At 48.5% G+C, this 16034-nt stretch carries 15 protein-coding genes; 6 read left to right on the top strand and 9 right to left on the bottom strand.

Features of this window, described 5'->3' with window-relative positions:
- Positions 1 to 12 precede the first annotated feature (12 nt).
- Positions 13 to 621, top strand: a complete 609-nt coding sequence (gene yihA / locus BMZ54_RS00440; protein ID WP_089908136.1) for a ribosome biogenesis GTP-binding protein YihA/YsxC — start codon at positions 13 to 15, stop codon at positions 619 to 621.
- 163 nt (positions 622 to 784) lie between these two features.
- Here the strand turns inward: yihA and BMZ54_RS00435 are convergent, their stop codons facing one another.
- The 7 genes from BMZ54_RS00435 to BMZ54_RS00405 all read right to left on the bottom strand — a co-directional run bounded on the left by BMZ54_RS00435 (position 785) and on the right by BMZ54_RS00405 (position 7958).
- Positions 785 to 1261 carry a ribonuclease H-like YkuK family protein gene (locus BMZ54_RS00435; RefSeq protein WP_089906195.1) on the bottom strand — a complete coding sequence of 159 codons (477 nt, stop codon included), beginning with the start codon at positions 1259 to 1261 and terminating at the stop codon, positions 785 to 787.
- Between the two features lie 146 nt (positions 1262 to 1407).
- Positions 1408 to 1788, bottom strand: a complete 381-nt coding sequence (locus tag BMZ54_RS00430) for a CoA-binding protein (RefSeq protein WP_089906194.1) — start codon at positions 1786 to 1788, stop codon at positions 1408 to 1410.
- A 106-nt stretch (positions 1789 to 1894) separates the two neighbouring features.
- The gene (locus BMZ54_RS00425) at positions 1895 to 2851 is read right to left on the bottom strand and encodes a TIGR01777 family oxidoreductase (RefSeq protein WP_238386442.1); all 957 of its coding nucleotides are present in this window, start codon (positions 2849 to 2851) and stop codon (positions 1895 to 1897) included.
- A gap of 39 nt (positions 2852 to 2890) precedes the next feature.
- Positions 2891 to 3397: a GbsR/MarR family transcriptional regulator gene (locus tag BMZ54_RS00420; protein ID WP_089906193.1), complete on the bottom strand. Its 507-nt coding sequence runs from the start codon at positions 3395 to 3397 to the stop codon at positions 2891 to 2893.
- A gap of 245 nt (positions 3398 to 3642) precedes the next feature.
- Positions 3643 to 4032, bottom strand: a complete 390-nt coding sequence (locus BMZ54_RS00415; protein ID WP_089906192.1) for a VOC family protein — start codon at positions 4030 to 4032, stop codon at positions 3643 to 3645.
- Positions 4033 to 4221: 189 nt separating this feature from the next.
- The gene (locus tag BMZ54_RS00410; protein ID WP_089906191.1) at positions 4222 to 5913 is read right to left on the bottom strand and encodes a pyruvate dehydrogenase complex dihydrolipoamide acetyltransferase; all 1692 of its coding nucleotides are present in this window, start codon (positions 5911 to 5913) and stop codon (positions 4222 to 4224) included.
- A 131-nt stretch (positions 5914 to 6044) separates the two neighbouring features.
- The gene (locus tag BMZ54_RS00405) at positions 6045 to 7958 is read right to left on the bottom strand and encodes a DNA polymerase III subunit gamma/tau (RefSeq protein WP_089906190.1); all 1914 of its coding nucleotides are present in this window, start codon (positions 7956 to 7958) and stop codon (positions 6045 to 6047) included.
- Between BMZ54_RS00405 and BMZ54_RS32870 the strand changes: the two genes are divergently transcribed.
- Both BMZ54_RS32870 and BMZ54_RS00400 read left to right on the top strand, forming a co-directional pair.
- Complete coding sequence (locus BMZ54_RS32870) at positions 7959 to 8102, top strand: hypothetical protein (protein WP_156093004.1); 144 nt, start codon at positions 7959 to 7961, stop codon at positions 8100 to 8102.
- Positions 8103 to 8445: 343 nt separating this feature from the next.
- On the top strand, positions 8446 to 9837 hold the full coding sequence (locus tag BMZ54_RS00400; RefSeq protein ID WP_162277440.1) for an ATP-binding response regulator: 1392 nt from the start codon (positions 8446 to 8448) through the stop codon (positions 9835 to 9837).
- Between the two features lie 12 nt (positions 9838 to 9849).
- Here BMZ54_RS00400 and BMZ54_RS00395 read toward each other — a convergent pair whose 3' ends face one another.
- Positions 9850 to 11010 carry a hypothetical protein gene (locus BMZ54_RS00395; RefSeq protein ID WP_089906188.1) on the bottom strand — a complete coding sequence of 387 codons (1161 nt, stop codon included), beginning with the start codon at positions 11008 to 11010 and terminating at the stop codon, positions 9850 to 9852.
- Between the two features lie 124 nt (positions 11011 to 11134).
- Here BMZ54_RS00395 and BMZ54_RS00390 point away from each other — a divergent pair, with 124 nt between their 5' ends.
- The gene (locus BMZ54_RS00390; protein WP_089906187.1) at positions 11135 to 11746 is read left to right on the top strand and encodes a hypothetical protein; all 612 of its coding nucleotides are present in this window, start codon (positions 11135 to 11137) and stop codon (positions 11744 to 11746) included.
- A 104-nt stretch (positions 11747 to 11850) separates the two neighbouring features.
- Here the strand turns inward: BMZ54_RS00390 and BMZ54_RS00385 are convergent, their stop codons facing one another.
- Entirely contained in the window at positions 11851 to 13335 is a 1485-nt protein-coding gene (locus BMZ54_RS00385; RefSeq protein WP_089906186.1) for a DUF6600 domain-containing protein, read from the bottom strand.
- A gap of 390 nt (positions 13336 to 13725) precedes the next feature.
- Between BMZ54_RS00385 and atpD the strand changes: the two genes are divergently transcribed.
- Both atpD and atpC read left to right on the top strand, forming a co-directional pair.
- Positions 13726 to 15228 (top strand): F0F1 ATP synthase subunit beta, encoded by a 1503-nt coding sequence (gene atpD, locus BMZ54_RS00380; RefSeq protein ID WP_089906185.1) that lies wholly within the window; start codon positions 13726 to 13728, stop codon positions 15226 to 15228.
- 95 nt (positions 15229 to 15323) lie between these two features.
- On the top strand, positions 15324 to 15578 hold the full coding sequence (atpC, locus tag BMZ54_RS00375) for an ATP synthase F1 subunit epsilon (RefSeq protein ID WP_089906184.1): 255 nt from the start codon (positions 15324 to 15326) through the stop codon (positions 15576 to 15578).
- Positions 15579 to 16034: the final 456 nt, after the last annotated feature.

Below are 16034 nucleotides of genomic sequence, written 5' to 3'. Positions count from 1 at the left end.
ATGTACTTTATAATGATCATCAAATCAGCAGCATACATTATCAGTAACGTGGACTGGCAAAAGTGCCCCGCACCCAATTTGCCGGAATACGCATTTATAGGCCGTTCCAACGTGGGTAAATCATCCCTGATCAATATGCTGGCCAACTATGATAAGCTGGCCAAAACATCCGGTACGCCGGGTAAAACGCAGCTGATCAATCACTTCGTTATTAACGACGCCTGGTACCTGGTGGATCTGCCGGGGTACGGGTTTGCCAAAGTAAGCCAGTCGCAGCGCCGGCAATGGGAGCAAATGATCGAGAATTACCTGCGTAAAAGGGAGAACCTGGTGAATGTATTTGTGCTGATAGACAGCCGCCATACACCTCAGAAGCTGGATATTGACTTTATTAATCAGCTGGGTAAATGGGAAGTACCTTTTAACCTGGTATTTACCAAAGCCGATAAAAATACCCAGGCCGAAACCAGCAAAAATGTAAAAGCCTTCCTCAATAAGCTGCGCGAAGAGTGGGAATTCCTGCCGCAGCATTTTATTACCTCTACCGTTAAAAAATCAGGCCGGGATGCCATCCTGGGCTTTATTGATGAAATGAACGCACAGTTCAGGACAACAGTGTAAGGTTATACAACACCTTGTTATACAGTTGTTTTAGCCTGTAATAAATGATGATACCGGAGTTATAGGAATGTGTGCCGGAGCTGGCTGAAATAGGGGAGACAAACCTACCGGACGCGTGGCCACGTCCAAAAAACAGGGGTTAAATCAGTTTACTTCTTCAAGGTCAGTTCACTACCTTATTGGCGCAGCTGCTGCTGGCAAAGGCTTCCGGCTTGGCTTTAAAGGCAAAGCCCATACCCAGTATGTAACCCATGGCTTCACGTAGGGCCAGGTTACTTTTGAACTGGGGATTGGTGTTAATGTCGGCATGCACTTCCATGTCCACATCATACTCCGTGAAAAGGTCGCATAGCTCATAGGCAATTTCAATGCTCTTGGCCACTTCGATCAGCATGCGCTCCTTAATGGAATACACATCCCTTGTTTTTTCGTTGTGAATGAACATAAAACCGCCGTGCCCTTCCCGCAGGAAAACGATCACGGTAGCAAATTCAGTTTCTACGCCTTTCACCTGTGAATCCGTGCCAATGCAAACTTTCAGTCTGAAACCACGGCCTGTTTCGCGGATAATGGCCTCGCGCACCTCATCCTTAATAGGTAAGTGAATGGGGTCGCCATTGAATCTTCTCCATTTAAACATGTGAGTATAATTAAAAAGTGAATAGGCGTTGGTGTTATACGCGCTTAGTCGGTTACGGAAAGCCGGTCTGTATCTATAGCCTTGCAGTAATGGGGAATGGATGGATCCAAAAAAAGTCAACCGAATATACGAAAAAAAGTAACAGGTTAATATTGCCCGGTGCTGAGCATAACCAGGGTGCAGGCTTCTATGGGCTCAATACCATTTTTAATGGCCAGCTGCTCCAGCTCAGGGTTTTCAGTACCGGGGTTAAAGATGATGCGCTTGGGATGCAGTTGCAGAATATAATCATAATAGGCCTGCTGCCGTTGGGGGTTCAGGTACAGGGTAATGGTATCTACCGCCTCTACTGCCGGATGTTCTTTGATCACCGGCGTGTCACCGATCTTTTCATCCTTTAAACCAATGGCTACCACCGGATGCCCGTGCGCCGTTAACCGCGATACCGCCAGGTAGCTGTATCGTTGCGGGTTAGCGGATGCGCCAATAACGACGGTTAATTTTTTATTATTACTGTTGATAGCCATAAAACTAAGTTAAGGCAATTACCTGGAAAACGGGGCGGGCTGAATAATGAAATCTTCATCAATTATCCTGTATTCTGCACCATCATCTTACTCCTGCATCCTTATTTCAAAACAAATGATACGCCCTGCGTGGCAGCTGCTGCAAGATATTTTCAAACGCCGGCTGCAGCTGCGGATATTGAAACGTAAAGCCGGCCTGCGTGATCCTTGCAGGCAGCACCCAGCGGCTTTTTAACAGCAGCTCCGTTTCCGTACCTATCATACGTGCGCCCAGGGCCAGCATCCAGGCAGGAGCAGGCAGGCCTATATAATGCCCGCCGGCTTTGCGCAGCATTTGCATAAACGTTTTGTTAGGTACAGGATTGGGCGCGCTGCAATTAAAAGTACCGGATAGCTGCGGCTGTTCGTATAACCAGGCAATCATACGGCATACGTCGGTAATGTGCACCCAGCTAAACATCTGCCGCCCGTTACCCTGGTATCCGCCCAGCCCGAATTTCATGAGGTTCAGGTAAGGCGCCATCACACCGCCCTGATGGCCCAATGTAACGGCTATACGTAAAACAATCTTCCGTGTATGGGGCAGCGTTATATCATTAAAGGTCTGTTCCCATTTTTTGCAAACCTGTACGGAAAAATCGTTTTCAATTTCACCGGTAAATTCATCCATGGGCCGGTCTTCCGCATGCCGGTAAATAGTGGCAGATGCAACATTTACCCACAAACGCGGCGGGTGTGCCAGGCCGCGGATGGCCTCCCCTAATATAGTAGTAGCATGGGTGCGGCTGTTGAAGATCTCTTTTTTGTTGCGTTCTGTATACCGGCAGTTCACACTCTTACCGGTAAGATTGATCAGCAGGTCTGCGTTTTCCAGCTGGGTTGCCCAGTCACCCAGGGTTTGGCCATCCCAGTATACATAGGTGGTGCGGCCCTGGTCCGGTTTAGGATGCCGGGTAAGGATCACCAGGTCATTCTCCTTTCCAAAATGGTCTATCAGTCCTTGTCCAATAAAACCGGCGCCACCGGCCACCACGATCTTTTTATGTTGCAATATCGGTTTCATAACTTTCAATAATTATTGAAACATTGTGATAAAAAAATTTTACTTGAAGATCTTCAGCAGCGTACTATAAAACCAGCTTTCTTCCGACTTTACAAAAGAGTTGATGGTTTTATCCGTATGGTGCGCAAACTTGTTGATGTTCTGAATGGAATCTTTGAAAGACTTTACGTATTTATCTTTTGCTTCGCCTTCCACATCCTGCAGCTGATTCAACACTTTCATAATCGGATCCAGCTCCCGTTTCTTCCGCTCTTTGGCAATGTAGGTAGCTACTTTCCAGATATCTTTTTCTGCGGAGAAGAATTCGCGGCGTTCTCCGGGTACCAGGATGCGCTCTACCAGGCCCCAGTTAATGAGCTCCCGCACATTCATATTGGTATTGCCCCGGGAAATGTTCAGCTCCTGCATAATCTCATCCGCGCTCAGGGGATCGGGCATAATGAGCAGCAGCGCATGGATCTGCGCCATGGTGCGGTTAATGCCCCATTGCGCCCCCAGTGAACCCCAGGTTTGGATGAATTGTGCTTTTGCTTCTGCCAGTTTCATATGCTTCCCTTTTCAAAACGAAGATAGGAGAAGTTTTTGAATTTTCAAAAGTTAGTGAAAGAATAAAAGGGAGTCCATGGTCGATGGTCCATAGTCATTGCCTTGTTCACATAAGAAGTACGGGTAGGTGGGATTAAGATGGAGGGACCACAAGGCTCCCTGGTAGCTCACGGATTTCCCATTTCAGCGAAAACCTTCCATAACGCACTACGCGATGGACTATGGACGATCGACCATGGACCACTTCACCCCATCGAATGCAACGCCACCCGGTTCCCTTCCGTATCCCGGATGATCGCATAATAACCCAGCTCCATTTCATCCGATACCGGCGCTTTCTCCTGTTCCACATGCCCACCCGCCGCAGCAACGCGGCCCAGCACCTGGTTCAGGTCATCACCGGCATTCAGGTACACCAGGCTGCCACGCTGGCTGGGTATATAATCCGGGCCTTGCACAATAGCGCCACCAATGCCGCCGCCCTGGGGGGCAAACGGTAAAAAACCTCTTTGATTAGGTCCCATAACGGAAACCTGCATCTCATATTCAAACAGCTGGCTATAGAACTCGCGGGCACGTTCAAAATCATTGACCGGTATCTCAAACCAGTTAAGGGTGTTTACAGGCAATTTCATGACAGAACAGGATTAGGATGTTGGGGTATAGTTAAATTTACTGAATTCAGCCGAACCGTCCAAGCGGAATAGCGGTATACTGTTCATGATAGTTTCAGGGGGGCGGTGCCGTTATACGGTAGGCGGTACCCAAATAAAAAAAGGGCGAAGCACCTGCTTCGCCCTTTCGTATAGTTATTTGCGTAAGTGCTATACCAGCATGGTCACCGGGTTTTCCAGGAACCCTTTCAGGGTAGCCAGGAAGCGGGCGCCTACGGCGCCGTCTACAATACGGTGGTCGCAGCTCATGGTCAGCTTCATGATGTTTTGCACCTTGAATTGTCCTTTTTCTGATACTACGGTTTCTTTGATATTACCTACAGCCAGGATTGCGGAATCCGGCGGGTTAATAATAGCCGTGAACTCGTCTATACCCAGCATGCCCAGGTTAGAAATGCTGAAAGTATTGCCACTGAACTCCTGCGGCTGCAGTTTTTTGTTCTTGGCTTTTTCATACAGCTCTTTAGCTTCACCGGCTATCTGGCTCAGGGATTTCTGATCTGCAAAACGGATCACCGGTACAATCAGGCCTTCGTCAATAGCTACGGCAGAACCAATATGGATATGCTGATTGGTGCGGATAAAATCGCCCATCCAGCTGCTGTTTACGAAAGGATGCTGGCGAAGGGCCATGGCAGCGGCCTTGATCACCATATCATTAAAGGAAACTTTTACAGGAGAGATCTCGTTGATGGTTTTGCGGGCTTCCATTGCCTTGTCCATCACCACATCTATTTTCAAATAGAAATGAGGTGCGGTGAACTTGCTTTCGCTCAGGCGGCGGGCAATTACCTTGCGCATCTGGCTCAGCGGAGTATCGGTATAACCTTCCTGACCGGCCGGTACAAATGCAGGAGCTGCTGCACCACCTTTTGCCGCAGCAGGGGCAGTAGTAGCTGCCGGTTTAGCGCCGGGTACAAAGCTGTCCACATCTTTTTTCACAATACGGCCACCATCACCACTGCCGGTTACCTGGTTAATGTCAATTCCTTTTTCTTCTGCCAGCTTTTTGGCAAGAGGAGAGGCTTTAACGCGGCCATCCTTAACAGCGCCATTACTTTCTGCCGGGGCAGCAGTAGCAGCAGCGGTCTGAGGTTGGGCATCGCCGCTTTTATTTTCAGCAGGTGCGCCATCAGTTGCGGGAGCGGGAGATCCGCCTTCAGCTGCCAGTATAGCATCTACATTAGTTCCTTTTTTACCTACAATGGCTATAATGCCATTCACTTTAGCGGCTTCGCCTTCTTTTACACCTACATATAAAAGCTCACCGTCGGCATAACCTATTACTTCCATAGTGGCCTTATCGGTTTCCACTTCTGCCAGCACATCATCACTCTTAACGGTATCGCCTACTTTTTTATTCCATGCTACGATCTTGCCTTCTGTCATGGTATCGCTCAGCAGCGGCATACGGATCACCGTTGCATTCTTCAGCGCTTCGGCTGCTGCAGCGGCATCGCCGGCAGGTTGAGCGGCTTTGGCAGCAGGGGCTTCAGCCTTTGGAGCTTCTGCTTTGGGTGCAGGTGCAGCTGCATCGGCCTTACCGTTGGATGCCGGCGCTTTAGCGGCGCCACCACCTTCCAGTAAAGGTTTATAATCTTCCCCGGCTTTACCTACAATAGCTATGATATCATTTACTTTGGCAGCCTTTCCCTTTTCCACGCCTACATATAACAGCGTTCCCTCCACATATCCTATTACTTCCATGGTAGCCTTATCGGTTTCCACTTCAGCTATTACGTCGTCTGATTTTACGGTATCACCCACCTTTTTATGCCATTCCGCAATCACCCCTTCTGTCATCGTATCACTTAAAAGGGGCATTCTGATAACTTCTGCCATAGTCTTTAGTCAAAATTTTGCCCAAACCTACAAAAGAAAGTCGAAAGTCGAAAGTCGAATCTCAAAGTAAAGCCGGGAGATATTAAGTAAGAAATGAGCGGTTAGCGCCAACGTAGTCAGCAATAACCGGTTTAAAAATCCAATTCCATGTTCAGCCGGTCCTTCAGCTCTTTGATCATGGGATAATGCTCCGCCATTAGCTGGAATTGTTCCCGGCTACTGAGCGGCGCCGGACCTATATCCTGGGTTTGCTGGCTTTCATCCAGCTGCAGGGTGAGAATAATAGCTGGGTTATTAAACTTACGTTTAAAAAAGTCGGAAATAGCCAGCTTCTCTTCTTCCATAAAGCGGAACTGTACAATGTTCCGGCTTACAATCCCGATCTCTTCCTTGCCCAGCAGGTTAATAATGGCCAGCTGCAGGTTGCTCACTACCGTCATTTTATTGGCCTGCCGGAAAATGTCAATAAACTCTTCCCAGTACACAGCCAGCGCGCCCGCCGTAATGGGTACTGCTTCGCGCACGGTAGTTTGCTGCTGTTTGGCGGCCAGGGCTTCTTTCATGGCTGCCAGGCCCGTAAGCTTGCTGCCGGTAGCGGGCGCGCCTTGTTTAACGGGCGCAGTGCGGGTTGCCGGCGTATTATTACTATTAGTGAGTGTAGTAGCGGTGGTATTGGCGGCGGCAGCAACAGGTGCTGTAGCTGCAGGTGCCGCGGGGGCCGTTGTTGCCGGTGCAGCAGCCGTAGCCGCTGTTTTAGCTGCCGGCGGCGTCTCTATCGTTAGCTTAGCGCCTTCATTTTGTGCAATGGAGGCCGCTGTAGCAGGCTTGCCGGCGCTTTTAGGCCCGGCTGCCTGGGCAAAAGGTGCGCGTAACTGTTGCGGCACTGCCCCATCAGGTACTAACTTTTTTTTTACCACTTCGCCGGACTGGTCATCGCCGGCCAGGGTAACGGCCTGCTGCAGGTAGCACAGCTTTATCAGCGCCATTTCTACATGCAGGCGTTTATTGCGCGCCATCCGGTAGTTGATCTCCGTTTCATTCAGCAGGTGCAGGGCAGTGATCAGGTAAGCCGGGCTTATTTTACCGGACAGCTGTTTGTACCGGTCCTTCAGGTTACCGGATACTTCCAGCAGGTGCAGCACCTTTTCCTCTTTACACATTAATAAATTACGCAGGAACTCTGCCCAGCCGTTCAGGAAGTTATCTCCCTCAAAGCCTTTCTGCAGGATCTCGTCAAATATCAGCAGAGCGCCGGCTACATCCTGCTGCAGCACGGCATCCATTACTTTAAAGAAATAGTCGTAATCCAGTATGTTCAGGTGCTCCAGCGTATTCTGGTAGGTGAGGTGCCCGCCGGTAAAGCTCACAATTTTATCCAGGGTGCTCAGGGAATCACGCATACAGCCGTCTGTTTTCTGGGCTACCAGGTGCAGGGCGTCGGCTTCTGCCTGTATATGCTCTTTCTCGCAGATCTCATGCAGGTGATCCACCGTATCCTGTATAGTAATGCGCTTAAAGTCGAAGATCTGACAACGGCTCAGGATCGTGGGAAGGATCTTGTGCTTTTCTGTGGTGGCCAGGATGAAAATAGCGTAGGAGGGCGGTTCTTCCAGTGTTTTCAGAAACGCGTTAAAGGCGGAGGAGCTGAGCATGTGCACCTCATCTATGATATAGATCTTATACTTGCCTGCCTGCGGCGCAAAACGTACCTGCTCAACCAGGGTACGGATATCATCCACCGAGTTGTTGGAAGCCGCATCCAGCTCGTGAATATTAAAAGAGCTGCCTTCATTGAACGATTTGCAGGAATGGCACTCATTACAGGCCTCTCCGTCCGGTTGAAGGTTCTCACAATTAATGGTTTTGGCCAGTATACGGGCACAGGTGGTTTTACCCACACCCCGCGGACCGCAGAACAGGAAGGCATGCGCCAGCTGGTTATTACGGATCGCATTTTTAAGAGTAGTGGTAATGTGGGATTGTCCTACTACGGTAGAAAAATTCTGAGGACGGTATTTACGGGCCGAAACGATAAAATTCTCCATATGCAAGCATTCGCAAAGCCCGAAAGTACACATTTTTTCGGACTGTTATCCGCCCGCGGCGCACCTTGCCGGTGGCGGGATGCTAACCAGGATAGAATGAAAAGCTGGATAGATCAGCGGTTCAGCACTACCTGTTTATCTTGATTCTAAACCGTTTGTAAGAATTAAAATTTACCATGTCTGTAAATTTCTTTAATTTTCTTGCTGATACCCAATCGTTAATTCCCGGCTGGTATCCCTTTGAAATAACTATAAACCAAAAGTAGGGGCGTGAATGTTTTACCCATATGTACAATAAGTCGCAGCTGATCTATTAGGATCCTTCCAGGTTATCTGTTGAAAAGACAATACACCATGTATCAAATTTTAATTTAATTAAATGCGCTTTTTACGTATTGCACTGTTTGTCCTGTTGGCCTGTAAATTAATTGTTGGTGTGACAGCTTTCTATTACCACCGTCATAATATGAACCAACTACGGCAGGCTATGCACCAGTTAGAACTGGAGAATAGTGCCATGCCTGCAAATGATGCCGCGCAAAAGCAAGCCATGCAAGCACGGCAAGCCGCCATTGCCGCCGATTTCAACGGACGCACCAGGGGTATGGAGAATGTTGTGCTGCTGGTGATCGTATTATTAGAGCTTACCGCGATAGTAACCGGCGTTATCTGGTGGGACTATCACCGGAAGGATAAACAGCTTAAGAAAGAAAAACAGCATGCGTTGAATGCCGCCAAAGCCCGCTCCGTATTCCTGGCCAATATGAGCCATGAAATACGTTCACCGCTGAACTCTATTGTAGGTTTTACCGAACAATTGGCGCATACTCCTTTACAGGAAAACCAGCGGGAGCTGTTACACGCCGTAGAGGTATCTGCCGGTATGCTGATGGATGTGGTGAATGATGTATTGGATTTTTCAAAGCTGGACAGCGATTATATCTCCATTCAGAAACAGCCCTTTACATTATACCAGGCCCTGGCAGATGTAACGAACACCCTGCGTATACAGGCCACTAGCAAACAGCTGCAGCTGCATTTTTCCTTTACAGGCAATCAGCAGCAGCATGTGATGGGCGATGTGTTCCGCCTGAAACAGATCCTGGTGAACCTGTTGGCCAATGCCATCAAATACACTGAAACCGGGAATGTTACCGTAACCGCTAAGCTGGATAGCAGCGGTAAGCAGGGGGTATTGTACCTGTCTGTGGAAGATACCGGCCCCGGTGTGCCGCCGGAAGTGCTGCCCCGCATTTTTGAACGGTTTTACCAGGTACGTACCGCCCACCATAAGCCCGGTGGTACGGGCCTGGGGCTGGCTATTACCCAGCGCCTGGTGCAGCTGCACGGTGGCAGTATTAGCGTGGAGAGTGAAGTAGGCAAAGGCACGCGCTTCAGCTGCCGGATCCCTTATGAGCTGGCAACCCCTGCACAAACAGTAATTATAACCCAGCATGATATTGAGCAAATGACCGGCAACCAGCTGGAAGGACTGTATGTGCTGATAGCTGACGATCAGGAAATGAACCTGCTGCTGCTGAAAATAATGCTTACCCGCTGGAAATGCCGGTTTGATATGGCCCGGGATGGCGCTATAGCCTATGAGCTATACCAGACCAATAACTACGACCTGATACTGCTGGACCTGCAAATGCCGGAAATGAGCGGGCTGGAAGTGGTACAGCACATCCGTGCCGATAAAGACATCAGAAAGGCAAAGGTCCCCGTCGTGGTGCTCACTGCTGATATTGACCGGCAGGATGAAGAAGCCTTCCGCAAAGCCGGGTTCAATGACTGGCTGCTGAAACCCTTTAAGGAAAGGGATATTTATAAAAGCATTCTGAAACAGCTGCCCCGGGCAAGAATGCAGGCGAATTAACCTATCACCACATTACACCAGCGGATGCCGTTTAAACTCTTTGGTACGGTCAAATAAATAACGGTAAGTGGTAAGCTGGCGGCTGCGGTAAGCGCCCAGGTTCTCGCCAATGTTGAGCATTTTGGGATTAAAATCACCGATCCACTGCATTTCATAATCCTCATACAGGTGCTGCCCCTGTATCAGCTTGGCGCCTTCCACGATCATATAAGCATCCACCCCCTTGCCCTGGAACTCCGGAACAACGCCAAACACAATACCGGTGAATTTGCGGCATTGGCGGGTATACTTCATCCAAAGGAGCTGCAGCTTTTGCCATAACCCGAATTGGCCGTTCATATGTTTAAAGAACTGGTTCAGCTCCGGCAGGTTTAACCAGCAGGCAATAGGCTCGTTGTTGTGATAAACAAACCACACCACTTTTTCATCCATCACCGGTTTCATTTGCTTAAAGATCTGCAGGGCCTGCGCCTTGGTAATCTCTTTGCCGCCGTCATGGCCGGCCCAGGCTTTATTATAGATGGTGCAAAAATCTTCTGCGTACTTTTCCAGCTTGTTTTTTTGCAGATGCTGCGCCTTGTAGGCAGGGTCTTTATCCAGGGCATCATGGCGGGCATAGAACTTCTCCTGCAGCTGTACACCAACGTTTATGGCAAAGCAGATCTGGTAAAAGAAAGGCCGGAAACCGTAGGTTTCAAACAGGTCTTTGTAATAAGGCGGGTTATAGTTCATACAGTACAGGGGTTCATGAAAACCCTCTGTAAGCAGGCCCCACCAGTTATTACGCTCACCAAAGTTAATAGGGCCGTCCATAGCGCCCATGCCCCTTTCCTGCAGCCATTGTTTAGCGGTATCAAATAAAAGGTTGGCTGCTGCCTGGTCATGTACGCAATCAAAAAAACCGATCCCGCCGGTAAGCTGCTCATCACCTTTAGTGCGGTATTTATTATTCACAAAAGCGGCGATCCGGCCAATCCATTGTCCCTGCTTGTTCTTCAGCAGCCAGCGTACACATTCCCCGTGCCGGAAGGTTTTGTTCTTCTGCGGGTCAAATACAAAATTAATATCCTTATCCAACGGACGGATCCATTGGGAGTTATGTTTGTTAAGGTCTACGTGGATCTGTATAAACAGCCGGGCGGTTTGTTCGTTATCTACTTTGATGAGCTCCATAAGGGAGCAAAAATAAGGAAGTCGGGGAAAGGATGTATAAAGCAATTTTATAATGGCATCATTTTTTCTAATTGCCAGGATAAGCCCGGTAAAACAGGTACCATACCATTAACAACTATTCCAGATGAAAAAAACATCACCTTTTCTTTATACGATCATCTTTTTTTTTGTAGCCATTATCCTGGGCCTGGGCTATTACCGGCAGCAGCAGCGGGTACGCAAGGTATTACAGCAAAATGAGCGCCTGCTGAACGAGAACCGCGACCTGAGGCAAAGCCTGAACCTGGCCAGTGGGGCCGCCCAGCAGATAGCTGACCGCAAAGACCAGCAGCAGCGCGTGCAGGGTAAGTTTGTGGAGCGCCGCACCTATTACCGCCGTAACTGGAAGCAGTTTATTTCCGTTAATACCAGCGACTACAAAACCGGCTTTTTCGGCGGTATCAAAAACCTGCAGGTGATCGTGAAGAACCAGACGGAGTACCCGCTGGACAATGTAGTGGTAAGTGTGCAATACCTGCGCAGTAACGGGGATGTATTCAAAACAGAACAATATACGGTGAATGATATACCAGCTAAGGAAACCCGCGCCGTGGATGCTGCCGGCAGCCGCAAAGGCATGAAGGTGCAGTTAAAGCTGATCAGCATTACCAGCCAGGCCATGAACTTTTGCTGGGCCTTTAATAAACCCGCCCCGGAAGGCAATCCTGATCCTTTTCAGTGTGTAAGTGATCAATAATTTATTTTTAAAAAATAAAAAGAAGAGGGAAATAAGACTATGATGTGATTCATATATCTTATTTCCCTCTTTTCAATCTCCTGCTTCTTACTTCCTATTTCATCTTATCCTCTCTGGATCCTTCCTCCGCCACCGCCATTGTTGTCGTTAACACGGCGTGGGGCCGGTGCAGGCGCAGGTGCAGGACGTGGTGCTGACGGCTGCTGCATACGCGGTTCGGGGCGCGGAGCAGGAGCTGGCATGCTCCGTTGTGGCTGCGGTGCAGGAAAACTCCTGGGTTGCGGCGCCGGACTTGTCCTGGGTTCTGGCCTTGGTGCAGTCGGCGAAGGCTGTGTCCTTGGCATTGGTGCAGTTACAGGAGCAGCTGCCGGGCGGTTGCTTGGCTCGTTGAATATACGCCGGGGCGGATTATTGTTCGGAGCCGGGTTGTTAACTGGATTACTGGGCCGGTTCGGCGCTGGATTATTAGGAGCCGGTGTGGGTGTTACCGGACGGTTATTAATGTTGTTGTTATCAATCCCGCGGTTATTGTCGAATATACGCCTGGGCGCATTCCGGTTCGGGTCCGGGGTGTTAACCGGCTGATTATTGTTATTATTCGGCACATTAACAGGCGGGTTCACCCGGTTATCATTATCGTTATCGAATATCCGGCGGGTTCTGCCCGGTGCACCTGGCTGGGTAACATTATTGTTGTTATTAGTTGCAGGCGTAGGAAAGACCCGGTTATTATTGTTGTTATTCCCGTTAATCCTGGTAGGATTGTTTCCCCGGTTATTGTTGTCAGCCAGCGGGCGGCGCAGCTCTGCACCCTGCGGGCGGAAAATGCGCATCTGGTTATTACTAAGGCTGCCACTACCCGGGCGGTCACTGTTCACTACCCGTACCGGGGTAATAGGCCGGCGCGTTACCCTTTCCACATCCCGTACTTCAGGGCCACGGTAGTAACGGTTATTATTAACGACCCGCACATTATTGATCACGGTAGTATTGTTAATGATGGTAACGTTGCGGCTGCGGGGCACGTAATACTGATGAATGCTGGGGCTGCTTATATATGCGCAGGGCACAAATGACCAGTAAGCTGTTGGAATGTTCATACTTACCCCGATGCTCATACCCGGTGTTAACGGTGCCCAGCCATAATAATCCGGGCTGTTACGCCAGCTTACCCACGCAGGGCCCCATTCTTCACCAGGCACCCATAACCATCCGTAATTGTTGTCAAAGGCCCAGCGGCCATAGTGGAAAGGAGCCCAACCCCAGGGGTAGTCGCTCATCCAGGTCCAGCCATAATCTGTATATACCCAGTGCCCGTTAGTAGAGTAGGGCTGAAAGTCCCGCCCGGCATTGGGCACCCATACCTGTCCGTATTGTCCGTAGTTCATCCATTGTCCATATGGGCTTAAGGCATCATAAAAGGCAGAAAAAGATACATTTCCCTGCTGGTAAGGATCGGGGTCATAATTTTGATCATAACCCTGGTCATAGTACTGTTGTGGTCTGGCCGTAGCGCAACTGTCGGCTAATGTAGTAATGAAAAAGCTGGCAATAATTACGCTAGCATAGAAGTTTATCTTGCTTTTCATATCGCATACTTTTAAAGGTATCAGGAAAGTCTTACGCATTTCCTTAGGTTGTTGTGTACATTACAAATAATGCGATTATCGTACCAGAGGCACCATACCGGCACTTTCTTAACGCTATTTAACGGTCAGGCAGGGGATTTTAGGACGACCTTAACATTTATACGGTGTAACACGCAATTTGGCAGGTGAATATTGTGCAGTGAGCGAAGAAAATAAGGCAAACAGCGATAAATAAGATGACCAGGAGTTGGTTTGGTATTAGGTTATTTATATATTTGATTTTGACTCCGATGAATCCGGGCGTTTATTTGAATTTTACCCCTTTAACCATTACCTTTGCGCCAAATTTTATAAACCGCTCATTTAAAGATTTATAAATAGCAATAATATATGCCTAACACAGGTAAGATCAAGCAAATTATCGGTCCCGTAGTGGACGTGCATTTTGAAGGAAAATTACCCGAAATCTACAACGCCCTGGAAGTAACCCGTGAAAATGGTCAGAAAGTAGTATTGGAAGTGCAGCAGCACCTGGGTGAAGACAGCGTTCGCTGTGTAGCCATGGACTCTACAGATGGTTTCGTAAGAGGAATGGCCGTATCCGATAAGGGCACTCCTATTAAAATGCCTGTTGGCGACCAGATCAAAGGACGCTTGTTCAATGTGGTAGGTGAAGCAATTGACGGTTTGGGAGATATTGACGCTTCCAATGGTTACCCCATTCACCGCCAGCCGCCCCGTTTTGAAGACCTGGCTACCGATACAGAAGTACTGTACACCGGTATCAAGGTAATTGACCTGATCGAGCCCTATGCAAAAGGTGGTAAGATCGGTTTGTTTGGCGGTGCAGGTGTGGGTAAAACCGTATTGATCCAGGAGCTGATCAACAACATTGCAAAAGGTTACGAAGGTTTATCAGTATTTGCCGGTGTAGGTGAGCGTACCCGTGAAGGGAACGATCTGATGCGTGAAATGATCGAAGCCGGTATCGTAAAATATGGTGAGAAATTCCAGGAATCCATGGAGCATGGTGGCTGGGAGCTGGGTGCTGTAGATATGGAGGCACTTAAAAACTCACAGGCTACTTTTATCTTTGGCCAGATGAATGAACCCCCCGGAGCCCGCGCACGTGTGGCCCTGTCCGGTTTAACCATTGCAGAATATTTCCGTGACGGAGATGGTTCTGCCAGCGGCGGCCGCGATATCCTTTTCTTCGTAGACAACATCTTCCGTTTTACCCAGGCAGGTTCTGAAGTATCCGCGCTGTTAGGCCGTATGCCTTCTGCGGTGGGTTACCAGCCTACTTTGGCTACAGAAATGGGTTTGATGCAGGAACGTATCACCTCTACCAAAAACGGTTCTATTACCTCCGTACAGGCGGTATATGTACCTGCGGATGACTTGACGGATCCTGCTCCTGCAACAACCTTTGCCCACCTGGATGCTACTACCGTACTGGATCGTAAGATCTCCGACTTAGGTATTTATCCTGCTGTGAGCCCGCTGGATTCTACTTCCCGTATCTTATCACCTGCCATTGTAGGTGAAGCACACTATAACTGCGCACAAAGGGTGAAAATGATCCTGCAGCGTTATAAAGAGTTACAGGATATCATCGCCATCCTGGGTATGGATGAGCTGAGTGATGAAGATAAGCTGACCGTATTACGCGCACGCCGTGTACAACGTTTCCTGTCACAGCCTTTCCACGTGGCAGAACAGTTTACCGGTCTGAAAGGCGTACTGGTGCCCATTGAAGAAACGATCCGCGGTTTTAACATGATCATGGATGGTGAAGTAGATGAGTATCCGGAAGCTGCCTTTAACCTGGTAGGTACTATTGACGATGCCATTGAAAAAGGTAAGAAACTGCTGGAAGCAGCCAAAAATTAATTAATAATGAAGAATGAATAATTAATATACCTGTGTGATATTAGTGACATTCTTCATCTTAATTATTAATTCTTCATTTTTAATTATTAATTATAATGTTGCTTGAAGTTTTAACACCTGAAAGAAAGCTGTTCACCGGAGAAGTGTACGGCGTGCAGCTGCCGGGTATCGATGGCTCTTTTGAAGTGCTGAACCGCCATGCGCCGTTGATCGCTGCTTTGGGCAAAGGCAAAATGAAGGTGCTGAAAGATAAAGTGCAGGCAGAATATTTTCAGATAGAAGGCGGCTTCGTGGAAGTGCTGCGTAATAAAGCAACTGTGCTGGTAGAAGGCGCTTCGCTGATTGGCTAAAAAGCAGAGATGCACATAAAATAACAGGCCGGGTATGATTACCCGGCCTTTGTTTTTGTCCTAACTATTCCAATCTAAGAAGACCCCGTTAAAAGCGCAGTAGGAATACTGGCCGGGTTATTCAACGAGCAGGTTATTGCCGATTATGATAATTACATTACATAACTACCATGCAGCAGGCATATAACCCTATTCCTATGAAAATGAATATATTTAAGCGCCGCTGAACGGTGGCTGCCGTTACAGAAGTACAAGTGTATCTTCAATAAGTTTTTGGGTGTTTTTTTTTATATATTATCCGATGCAAGCTGGCCTAAAAGAGACCTACCGTTATCGTTTTCATAGGTTTAGCTATTCGGTATCAATGCTTTCGTTGCTCCTGCTCTCACAGTTGAAAAATGGGTTAAAATGCATCGCGCTCCGTGGTTGATCCTACCGTATCCATTTTACATTAGC

The organism is Chitinophaga rupis (genome assembly GCF_900109685.1).
Lineage (GTDB): Bacteria > Bacteroidota > Bacteroidia > Chitinophagales > Chitinophagaceae > Chitinophaga > Chitinophaga rupis.
This window is presented reverse-complemented; position numbering and strand designations above follow the sequence as displayed.

Bases quoted from the DNA above. Each gene is read 5' to 3' on its own strand.
- yihA (WP_089908136.1), top strand. From the start codon at position 13: ATGATCATCAAATCAGCAGCATACATTATCAGTAACGTGGACTGGCAA.
- BMZ54_RS32870 (WP_156093004.1), top strand. From the start codon at position 7,959: ATGCAAGCATTCGCAAAGCCCGAAAGTACACATTTTTTCGGACTGTTA.
- atpD (WP_089906185.1), top strand. From the start codon at position 13,726: ATGCCTAACACAGGTAAGATCAAGCAAATTATCGGTCCCGTAGTGGAC.
- BMZ54_RS00390 (WP_089906187.1), top strand. From the start codon at position 11,135: ATGAAAAAAACATCACCTTTTCTTTATACGATCATCTTTTTTTTTGTA.
- BMZ54_RS00385 (WP_089906186.1), bottom strand. From the start codon at position 13,335: ATGAAAAGCAAGATAAACTTCTATGCTAGCGTAATTATTGCCAGCTTT.
- BMZ54_RS00430 (WP_089906194.1), bottom strand. From the start codon at position 1,788: ATGGCTATCAACAGTAATAATAAAAAATTAACCGTCGTTATTGGCGCA.
- BMZ54_RS00420 (WP_089906193.1), bottom strand. From the start codon at position 3,397: ATGAAACTGGCAGAAGCAAAAGCACAATTCATCCAAACCTGGGGTTCA.
- BMZ54_RS00415 (WP_089906192.1), bottom strand. From the start codon at position 4,032: ATGAAATTGCCTGTAAACACCCTTAACTGGTTTGAGATACCGGTCAAT.
- atpC (WP_089906184.1), top strand. From the start codon at position 15,324: ATGTTGCTTGAAGTTTTAACACCTGAAAGAAAGCTGTTCACCGGAGAA.
- BMZ54_RS00400 (WP_162277440.1), top strand. From the start codon at position 8,446: ATGCACCAGTTAGAACTGGAGAATAGTGCCATGCCTGCAAATGATGCC.
- BMZ54_RS00405 (WP_089906190.1), bottom strand. From the start codon at position 7,958: ATGGAGAATTTTATCGTTTCGGCCCGTAAATACCGTCCTCAGAATTTT.
- BMZ54_RS00410 (WP_089906191.1), bottom strand. From the start codon at position 5,913: ATGGCAGAAGTTATCAGAATGCCCCTTTTAAGTGATACGATGACAGAA.
- BMZ54_RS00395 (WP_089906188.1), bottom strand. From the start codon at position 11,010: ATGGAGCTCATCAAAGTAGATAACGAACAAACCGCCCGGCTGTTTATA.
- BMZ54_RS00425 (WP_238386442.1), bottom strand. From the start codon at position 2,851: ATGAAACCGATATTGCAACATAAAAAGATCGTGGTGGCCGGTGGCGCC.
- BMZ54_RS00435 (WP_089906195.1), bottom strand. From the start codon at position 1,261: ATGTTTAAATGGAGAAGATTCAATGGCGACCCCATTCACTTACCTATT.